This window comes from Pseudomonas sp. JUb52 (assembly GCF_004341115.1).
Taxonomy (GTDB): domain Bacteria; phylum Pseudomonadota; class Gammaproteobacteria; order Pseudomonadales; family Pseudomonadaceae; genus Chryseomonas; species Chryseomonas oryzihabitans.
The window spans coordinates 1-9,306 of record NZ_SLYS01000031.1 but is presented as its reverse complement, the minus strand read 5'-3'; the positions used below and the strand labels follow the sequence as shown (position 1 = coordinate 9,306).

The following is a 9,306-nucleotide window of genomic DNA, read 5'->3' as shown; positions in this document are numbered from 1 at the left end:
GGCGAGCTGCTGCAATTCCTGTCGCCGCTGGGCTGGGAGCACATCAACCTAACCGGCGATTACGTCTGGCGGCAGAGCCGCAGACTGGAAGACGGGAAGTTTCGGCCCCTACGGATGCCCGGAAAACCTTAGCGTACGATTTTTTCCGAATTCTGCGAGCTCCCCCAGGATGTCGAACTTGCAACGCTCGAATGGGTTCACTGGTACAACCACCATCGCCTGCTCAGCCCGCTTGGGTACGTGTCGCCGGCAGAAGCAGAGGAAGTCTACAATCGGAACGTGGCGCTCCCCGCTCGCGCGGCGTAGCGCCAAACTCGGCGGTCTCCGACAAACCCGGGGCGGTTCACACAGCTTCATGTGCGACACCTGCAGCTTGCGGTAAATGCCGCCGATAACCAGACCTTCCTCGGACCAGTCAAACTGAAACGCTTCGCCCAGCTCGAACTGCAACGGCACAAACGCCGACTTCGAAACCGCCTTGCCTTCGCCTTGCCGCCAGGCCCGGATGAAATCGGTTACCCGCGAATAGCAGCCATCGTAGCCGCTTGCCTTGATCTCCTGGAACAGCATCCAGGCGGTGCGTCGCTCCTTCTTTGGCCGCCGTGCGTCCACGGTGAGTGCCTGCACCAGCGCTCCATGAAACGGCGTCAGCCGGGTCGACTGCGAGCGACGTTGATACTTCGGCTCTTCCTGAACATCCATGTTCAGGTATTTGCTAATCGTGTTGCGCGACAGGCTTGTGAGACGCGCTATCTCGCGTACCGACTTGTTCTGGCGGTGGAACATCCGCCGCACCTTGCCAATCATCGTCATCGGGATCATCCCCAAACACCCTGCGTGAAAAACTAGCAGGATAGGTTGATTACCCGGCTCAGTTTTCAGTCGGCGCGATCCCTACAAGTGGCTCAATTTTCGGTCGGCGTAAACAGCCGCCAGCTTAATCACCTCAAAGTCGTAGGCAACGCCCAGGGCGTACTGACGCGGCGTGGTGTCGCTGCCTTGTGCGTGGCTGCCACGCAGTTGATCGAAAGTCAGCGTGACGTTCAACGGGCCGCCCAGGTAACGCACGCCAGCGGTGATACCGCGCGCATTGTCGGCGGTCGCGAAACCGCGCTGGCCAGCGTCGGTGCCGTCCACGCCAAAGGAGTAGCCCAAGCCCAGCTCCAGCCCGCCGATCGAGGGCGTGCGATACATGATCATGTTGTCCAGGCGGTACGTGTTGGCGGCGCTGAAACCCAACCCCATGTTGGCCTGCGTGTAGCTGGTGTAGAAGGGGTCGATGTCGGCCAGGTAGCGCGACGCCATGTTCTGCTGCCGCCCGAACTCCAGGCTACCCCAGGCGTCGTGGGCAATGCCGATGGTGGCCTGACGGCCGAACATCCTCCCGTTCTGGTCGCGTTGGCCATTGGTGGAATCGAATCCGCTTTCCAGCACGAATTCGACACGCAGCCCATCGCCCAAGTCGTCGCTGCCGCGCAGGCCCCAGCGCGACCCGTCCTGGTTGCCAGTGGTCATGCCTAGATGGCTGTGATCATACCCCCCCACCATCGACCTTGTAGTAGCTGATGCCGGTGTCGATCAGCCCGTACAGGGTGATCGTGGGTTCGGCCTGCGCCACGCCGGCGCCCGCCGCCAGGGCAGCGGCAAACATTATTTTTCTCATTACGCGTTCTCGCGGGAACAAGGACAGGAAGGCTTAGCGGGAAGTCGGCTCCAGGCTGGGCTGCGAACCTGCGACGCAAGAGACCATGTACGCACCGTCCTCCTTGCGCACGCCGTGGATGTCATGCTCGAAACCGGGAAAGCGCAGGTCGTAGTCCTGCAAGGCCTTCAGGTAGGTCAGCAGGGGGCCATCGAGTGGGCCGACGTTCTCGCCGGGCATCATCAGGGGGATGCCCGGCGGGTAAGGCACTACGCCGGTGGCGACCACGCGGCCGGCCATTGCATCCAGTCCGACCTCTTCAATGTCACCGCGCACCAGGTGCTCATACGCCTGCACCGGGCTGAGCGCGGGCTCGGGCAGTGTGGAGAACGCTTGAGACATGCTGTGCGTCGTACGCAGCTCGGCCATGGCGCCGAACATGCTGTCGCAGAGCGTGCGCAAGCCCATGTCCTGATAGCGGCCCGAATAGTCGTACACTAGGTCCGGCAGTACCTGCTGCAGGGGCGCGTTGGCATCGTAGTCGCGCTTGAAATCCAGCAGCGCGTTGACCAGCGTGCCCCATTTGCCCTTGGTGACACCCATGGAGAACAGGAAGAGGATAGTGAAATCTGTGGTCTTCTCGGCGACGATGCCCTGCCGTGCGAGATAAGCAGTAACCACCGCAGCAGGAATGCCGACCGGCAATAGGCCGTTCTGCCCCATGCCGGGTGTGATGACGGACACCTTGATTGGATCCAGCATGCAGTAGCCGTCTTCGATCGCACCGAAGCCGTGCCACGCGGCGTTAGACCTCAATACCCAGCAAGACGCGTCCGTGGCTAGTTGCTCCGCATCGGCAGCATGGAATGGGCGCGTAACACCACCATTCACTTCGGTCACCAGGTCGGGCTGCCACACGTCGAAGAACCAGTCGCCCTTGGCGGCGAACTCTGCACTAATGCGAGCCAGCAATTGCCGGAATGCAATCGCCTCGCGGATGGAGTCGCCGGTAAGCGCCGCTCCACCCGGGCCGTCCATCATCGCCGCGCTGACATCGTTAGACGCTATGATGGCGTAGTTCGGCGACGTCGAGGCGTGCATCATGAACGCCTCGTTGAAGCGCGAGTGTTCGATGGGCCTGCGGCCGTCGCGCACGTGGATCATGGACGCCTGAGACAGGGCCGCCAGCAGCTTGTGGGTGGACTGAGTGGCGAATACCGATGGCCTGTCGCCGACGTACTGTGCGGGGTCGCCGTGCATGGCGTAGCGTTCACGGTACAGCGGATTGAAGCGGGCGTAGCCGTACCACGCCTCGTCGAAATGCAGCCGGTCGACGCTGCCGCCCAATAGTTCCTCCACCCGTGACACGTTGTAGCAAAGCCCGTCATAGGTGGAGTTGGTGATGATCGCGTGGACCGGAGCCGGATCGATGCCCTCTACCACCAGCGCATTGTCGGCCACGCTGCGACGGATGGCGGCGGGCGTTAGCCGCTCGGGCGGGATGGGGCCGATCAGCCCGAAGTGGTTGCGCAACGGTACAAGGTAAGTAGGAATGGCGCCTGACAGCGTCATGGCGTGCTCTACCGACTTGTGACAATTGCGGTCGCACAGTGCGATCTGACCGCGCGTCACGCTGGCCATGAGGATGACCCGGTTGGACGTGGACGAGCCGTTGGTCACATAATACGTGCGATGCGCGCCGAACACGCGCGCGGCATAGGCCTCTCCGGCGCCGATCGGACCGGAATGGTCCAGCAGCGACCCCATCGAGCCCACGGAAATGGACAGGTCGGAGCGGAACAGGTTCTCTCCGAAGAAATCGAAGAACGCACGGCCTGGTCCCGACTTCAGGAAAGCCGTGCCGCCGGTGTGGCCTGGCGTGTGCCAGGAATATTCGTAGACCTGCGAGAAGCGCGCCAGCGCGCCGAACATGGGCGGCAGCACGGCTTCGCGATAGCGCTGCATGGCGGCGACGATGCGTCCACCGATGAAGACCGTGGTGTCTTCCAGCAGCCAGATGAAATCGTCCGCCTTCTGCATGGCCTGCACCGGCACTTGCGAGGCACTGCTACGGTCGGCCAGCAGAAAGATGGGAACCGTGGCGTTTCGCTCGCGCACGGCATCTAGCACTCCCATGGCTTGGCCATGGTCTTCGTCGCCATCCAGGTCCCAGTTCAGCAGCAGGCACTGGATCATGGGATCGGACTGGATGACGGCCCGGGCATCGTCGCCCGAGCGCGCCACCAGCACTTCGACGGCGCGCTGCTCCAGTTCCAGTGCGATGCCGCGCACGGCGCGGCCGGCCGCGGTGGCGTTGTCATAGTCTTCATGCACCAGCAGGCCCTTCATGCCCAGCCGCCGGGAAAGAGTTGACATTTTGTACTCCTTGCTGCGTTGAGGCCGCTGTCAGACCGCCTTCTGGTCCTGGTTGCGTACCAGATCGAACTTGTGGGAAACCGTGCCATAGAGCAGCCAGCCGAAGAAGGTCACCAACGCGCCCCAGAACATGGCCTCCTGGCCCGAGCTGTACAACGCATAGAAGCTGTACGCATTGCCGACGAAGGCCATGGACAGCGACAGGGAGTACTCGCGCGACCCCGCGCCGTAGGCTTTCATCATGACCGCCAGCGCAGACATGCTCAGGATGTACGGCACCAGGTTAGTCACCACCGCCAGGTTGACCAGCAAGTTGAACTGCTCGGACAGCGAAGGACTCATGGTCATCATGGCAAGCCCCGTCTGCACCAACGTCAAGATGATCATGCCGACCACCGGCGTCCCTTTGGCCGTGGCTTTGCCGAATAGGCGCACGAAGTAGCCGACATCTGACGACGACTTGAATACCTGCGCCACCGTGAACTGCCAGCCCAGCAACGATCCCAAGCAGGCGATGATCATCAGCGCGATCACTACCTGGCCAGCGGCCGGCGACATTATTCTCGAGAAGGCCAGACCGAAGGGTGCGCTGGATTTGATCAGTTCCGCGTTGGGAATGATGCCGGCGACGACATTGGTCGATGCGATGTAGATGAGCGCCACCCCGATGGTGGCCACCAGCACGGCGATGGGCACGGTGCGCTCGGGGTTTTCCACCGCGTCGGCGTTGGCGCAGGCCGACTCCAGACCCAGAAACGACCACAGCGTGATTGAGATGGAGGCCGACACGGCGTCTAGCGTACCCATGTTGCGAGGGTTCCAGGCGTCGAGGTAAATCTGCGGATCAAACCAGAACCAGCCGATCAGCGAGATGCCGACCACGGGCAGGATGATGCCCCATACCGTGACCGCACCGATTTGGCCGGTGATGCGCGCGCCACCGAAGTTGGGCACGGTGGTCAGCCACAGCACCGCGATGCTAGCCAGTGACACCGCTACGGGCGACAGCGTCCAGCCGAAGAAGGCCTGCATGTAGCCCACCGCCGTCAGTGCGATGGCAACATTGGCGATCAGCAACGATACGCCGTAGGTGTAGTTGGCCAGAAAGTTGCCCGCCGTGCCGAAGGCGTACTCGGCGTAGCCGCCCATGCCGCCAGCCTTGCGGTTGAAGCGGCCGCATTTGGCGAAGGCGTAGGCCAGCGCCAGCGACCCCAGCGCGGTCACGATCCAGGAAGTAATGGACAGTGTGCCCACCTCGGCGAGCTTGGTGGGCAGCAGGATGATGCCCGAGCCCATCATGTTGACCACGGTCAGCAGCGTTAGCTGCATGACCCCCATCTTGTGGACAGTGGCGGCAGTGCTCATGCGGAGGCTTCCTTCACGACGTAGCCATAGGCGCGGCGCGAACCGTCCGCTTCCCGGTTGAGATAGACGCCCTGTATCTCGGGTTCGAAGCCCGGCAGCGCGTTGATGCCTGATTCCAACGCCCGGAAGTAGTCCAGCGCCGGGCCTTGCCAGCGTTCGCCGGGCACCACGCATAGGATGCCGGGCGGATACGGCAGCGCCCCTTCCGCGGCGATGCGTCCGTCGATAGCGCTCAGCGGAACCAGCTCGACCTCGTTGCGCACCAGCGCATCGTTGGCCTCGACGGGCAGCATGGCCTTGCTGGGGAACTCCGCCTTGCGGAACATGCGCGTCTGCAACTGCTTCATGTCGTGGCCGCGGTAGAAATCGTGCATGCGCTGGCACAGTTGGCGCATGCCCATGTGGCCGTAGACCTCCGGGTAGGCGGCGCACAGCGAGGGCAGCACCTCGCGCAGCGACGCGTCGTTGTCCACGTGGCGCTCGAACTGCGCGATGTGGGCAATCAGGTGCTGCAGCTTGCCCGCGGACTCGGACGGCGTAAGCAGGAAGAGGATGGAATACAGGTCCGCCTTTTCGGGAATGATCGCGTTCTCGCGCAGGTAGCGCGCCAGGATCGAAGCGGGTACGCCAAAGCTGGAATAGGCGTGGGTGTCGCGGTCGATGCCGGGCGTGGTCAGCAGCAGCTTGCACGGATCGACGAAATACTGGTTGTCGGCATATCCCTCGAAGCCGTGCCAGTCTGCGGCCGGGTGGAAGCGGAAGAAGCGCAGATCGTCGACGATGACCTCGGTGTCGTGATCCGCCCAGGGCTTGTCGTCGATCATCCGGGGGATGAACGGCCGTATCTGCCGGCACGTCTTGAGCAGCAGCTTGCGGGCTTCCACGCCCATCTTCACGCAATCGCGCCACAACCGGCGGCCGGCCTGGCCGTCGTGCATCTGGGCATTCACGTCCAGCGCCGCGAACATGGGATAGAACGGGCTGGTCGAGGCATGCATCATGTAGGCGTTGTTGAAGCGCCGGTGGTCGCAGAAGCGCTGCTGCCCTTCCAGGTGCCTGTCTTTCTTATGGATCTGCGAGGTCTGCGAGAAACCCGCCTGCTGCTTGTGTACCGACTGCGTGACGATGATGCCGGGGTCGTCCGGCCCCAGTTCGAGCAGCAGCGGCGAGCAGTCCTGCATCATCGGGATGAATTGCTCGTAGCCTACCCAGGCCGAGTCGAACAGGATGTAGTCGCACAGATGGCCGATGCGGTCGACCACCTGGCGGGCGTTGTAGATGGTGCCGTCGTAGGTGCCAAGCTGGATCACCGCCAGGCGGAACGGACGCGGCAGGTCGGCGCGCTCGGGCGCGACCTCGCGCACCTGTGCGCGGATGCTCTGCTCGTCGAAGGCGCTGGCGTCTATACCGCCAATGAAGCCCCAGGCATTGCGCGCCGTCTCCAGGTACACCGGCCGCGCGCCGGACAGCACCAGCGCGCCCATGTGCACGGACTTGTGGTTGTTGCGGTCGAACAGCACTAGGTCACCGCGCGCAAGCAGCGCGCTGGTGACGACCTTGTTGGACGTCGATGTACCGTTTAGTACGAAATAGGTCTTGTCGGCGTTGTAGATTCTTGCCGCGTTGCGCTGGGCCTCCAGCGCGGCACCTTCATGGATGAGCAGGTCGCCCAGCTTGACGTCCGCGTTGCACAGGTCGGACCGGAACAGGGTTTCGCCGTAGAAATCGAAGAACACCCGGCCCAACGGATGGTTGGCGAAGAACTGGCCGCCCTGGTGACCCGGGCAGTCGAATTCGACGTAGCCGCGCTGCACGTAGTCTTTCAGCGCCTTGAAGAACGGCGGCAGCAGATTCTCCGTGTACCGCTTGGCCGCATCGGATATCTGACGGCCGAAATAATGCCGTCCGCCGTGGCCCAGTTGGATCACGCCGGCTACCCGCAGCAGCAGGTTCTCGGGAAGGGACTCGCCAGGTTGGACTGCGGCGAACAGCGGGACGGAAAAACCGGTCTGCTCGATTCGGCTTGCCACCTGGGCCAGCGAGCCCAAGGGGGCAACCGCGGCAGCGATGTCCGTAAAGTCGGTAGAAAAAACATCGACTTGCCCATATTCAGTCAGAAACAGGCCGTCAAGCGCTGGATCAACCGCGACTTTAAACAAAGACATCAGATATCCGCCTTTTTCTGCTAACAATCAGGATGCATGGTGGAATTGCTCGAGCAAAGCTCCCTCGCAGGAACAATCCGCGAACATGGCTTACTTGAAGATGCAAATATAATATAACGACATTAACGTAGAGAAATTGACGGATGTCAATTTATTAGGGATCTGACCAAGGGAGACGCTGCAAAAATAGTCAACCGTCTCCAGCCTTGGCACACTGACCACCTTTAACCCACTACCCTCTCCGTGAGCGTTACGCGCGTGCAGAAGACCTTCTCCGAACTCGAATACGCCGGCAAGAAAAAGCAGACTCGCCGAGATCGCTTCCTGGCTGACCTTGAACAGCTGGTGCCCTGGGCACAGCTGGAGGCGCAAGTGGCGCCGTTCTATAGCGACACCAAAGGCAAGCGCGGACGCCCTGCGATTGGGTTGTCACGCATGCTGCGCATGTATGTCGTGCAGCAGTGTTTCGGTTTCTCCGGGGATGAAGGTTGCGAAGATGCCATCTACGACAGTCAGGCCATCCGTGGTTTCATGGGCATCGACCTGGGCCGCGAGTCGGCACCGGATGCCACCACCTTGCTGCGTTTTCGCCGCTTGCTGGAGACCCATCAGCTAACGCGGGTGCTCTTTGAAACGATTAACCTGCATCTGGCCAGCCGGGGTCTACTGCTCAAGGAAGGCACTATCGTCGATGCTACCCTGATCGCTGCGCCGCCCTCAGTCAAGAACCGAGAAGGCAAGCGTGATCCTGAGATGCATCAGGCCAAGAAAGGCAATCAATGGCACTTCGGAATGAAGGCCCACATTGGTGTCGACGCCACGTCGGGGCTGGTGCACAGCGTGGTAGGAACGGCCGCCAACGTGGCGGATGTCACTCAGGTCGACCAGTTGCTGCACGGTGTCGAAACCTATGTGTCGGGTGACGCTGGATACACCGGCGCGGCCAAGCGACCGGAGCATGCTGAACGGGACGTTATCTGGTCGATTGCAGCCCGACCAAGCAGCTACAAGCAACACGGCGAAGGCAGTGTGCTGTACCGGGTCAGGCGCAAGATCGAATACGCCAAGGCGCAACTGCGTGCCAAGGTCGAGCACCCATTCCAGGTAATCAAGGTGCGCTTCAATCATCGTAAGGTTCGCTACCGCGGGCTGGAAAAGAATACGGCGCAGTTGTTCAGTCTGTTTGGGTTGGCCAATCTGATGCTGGCCAAGCGGTATTTGCAACGGGCGGCGGGATAAATCCGTCTGCAAGGCGGGATTGACCCGCCAATCAGCAACATGAGGGCGAAAATCGACCCTAAAAATGTAAAATAAGGCCGGTTGTTTGGAAAAAATCGCTTGGAAATGGGGACGGTGGGAATGGATTAATTGTTCAGCGTCTCCCTAGTTCAATTGAATTATCTCAGAGCACACTTAATTTAATAAACGGTGCGGTTATTTTGATTACACAGCTAAATGCTCAGGCTAAAGATATCGAGAAAATTGTTACCACCATCCAAGGCGTGGCAGAACAAACTAACTTACTAGCACTTAACGCCGCAATTGAAGCTGCCCGAGCGGGTGAAATGGGCCGAGGATTTGCTGTAGTAGCCGACGAGGTTCGTCAGTTGGCAGCTCGAACTAGCAGTGCCACCGTGGAAATCCAGAATGTGGTAACTGCTAAGGAATCTCCGAACAAGTCCTCAAATGTGGTGAAATCCGCCTACCCCCCGATCCGAGCCACCCATGAGCCAGATGAGCTTTTCCGATTTCGAATAT

Annotated in this window: 6 protein-coding genes and 3 pseudogenes; 3 read left to right on the top strand and 6 right to left on the bottom strand. The window is 61.0% G+C overall.

What is annotated here, in order from left to right; translation table 11 throughout:
- Positions 1–171 precede the first annotated feature (171 nt).
- Positions 172–306: pseudogene (locus EC839_RS23915) on the top strand (IS3 family transposase); the annotation flags it as partial.
- 39 nt (positions 307–345) lie between these two features.
- On the opposite strand, the pseudogene EC839_RS24735 reads toward EC839_RS23915, so the two are convergent.
- From EC839_RS24735 to EC839_RS23890, 6 genes and pseudogenes are all read right to left on the bottom strand, one after another.
- Positions 346–813: pseudogene (locus tag EC839_RS24735) on the bottom strand (IS21 family transposase); the annotation flags it as partial.
- 81 nt (positions 814–894) lie between these two features.
- Positions 895–1,515, bottom strand: coding sequence for a porin (locus tag EC839_RS23905; RefSeq protein WP_051226137.1), 621 nt, complete (start codon positions 1,513–1,515; stop codon positions 895–897).
- A gap of 16 nt (positions 1,516–1,531) precedes the next feature.
- A complete protein-coding gene (locus tag EC839_RS24425; RefSeq protein ID WP_121757903.1) occupies positions 1,532–1,663 on the bottom strand; it encodes a porin in 132 nt (43 codons plus the stop codon).
- A gap of 33 nt (positions 1,664–1,696) precedes the next feature.
- On the bottom strand, positions 1,697–4,018 hold the full coding sequence (locus EC839_RS23900; protein WP_037063316.1) for an Orn/Lys/Arg decarboxylase N-terminal domain-containing protein: 2,322 nt from the start codon (positions 4,016–4,018) through the stop codon (positions 1,697–1,699).
- 30 nt (positions 4,019–4,048) lie between these two features.
- Positions 4,049–5,383 (bottom strand): putrescine-ornithine antiporter, encoded by a 1,335-nt coding sequence (gene potE, locus EC839_RS23895; protein ID WP_017639734.1) that lies wholly within the window; start codon positions 5,381–5,383, stop codon positions 4,049–4,051.
- Complete coding sequence (locus tag EC839_RS23890) at positions 5,380–7,548, bottom strand: ornithine decarboxylase (RefSeq protein ID WP_026083691.1); 2,169 nt, start codon at positions 7,546–7,548, stop codon at positions 5,380–5,382. Before EC839_RS23890 ends, potE begins: the two co-directional genes overlap by 4 nt.
- A 258-nt stretch (positions 7,549–7,806) precedes the next feature.
- Between EC839_RS23890 and EC839_RS23885 the strand changes: the two genes are divergently transcribed.
- A complete protein-coding gene (locus EC839_RS23885) occupies positions 7,807–8,787 on the top strand; it encodes an IS5 family transposase (RefSeq protein ID WP_017639732.1) in 981 nt (326 codons plus the stop codon).
- Positions 8,788–8,963: 176 nt separating this feature from the next.
- A pseudogene (locus EC839_RS25150) lies at positions 8,964–9,203 on the top strand (methyl-accepting chemotaxis protein); the annotation flags it as partial.
- Between the last annotated feature and the right edge of the window lie 103 nt (positions 9,204–9,306).

Bases quoted from the DNA above. Each gene is read 5' to 3' on its own strand.
- EC839_RS23905 (WP_051226137.1), bottom strand. From the start codon at position 1,515: ATGACCACTGGCAACCAGGACGGGTCGCGCTGGGGCCTGCGCGGCAGC.
- EC839_RS24425 (WP_121757903.1), bottom strand. From the start codon at position 1,663: ATGAGAAAAATAATGTTTGCCGCTGCCCTGGCGGCGGGCGCCGGCGTG.
- EC839_RS23900 (WP_037063316.1), bottom strand. From the start codon at position 4,018: ATGTCAACTCTTTCCCGGCGGCTGGGCATGAAGGGCCTGCTGGTGCAT.
- potE (WP_017639734.1), bottom strand. From the start codon at position 5,383: ATGAGCACTGCCGCCACTGTCCACAAGATGGGGGTCATGCAGCTAACG.
- EC839_RS23890 (WP_026083691.1), bottom strand. From the start codon at position 7,548: ATGTCTTTGTTTAAAGTCGCGGTTGATCCAGCGCTTGACGGCCTGTTT.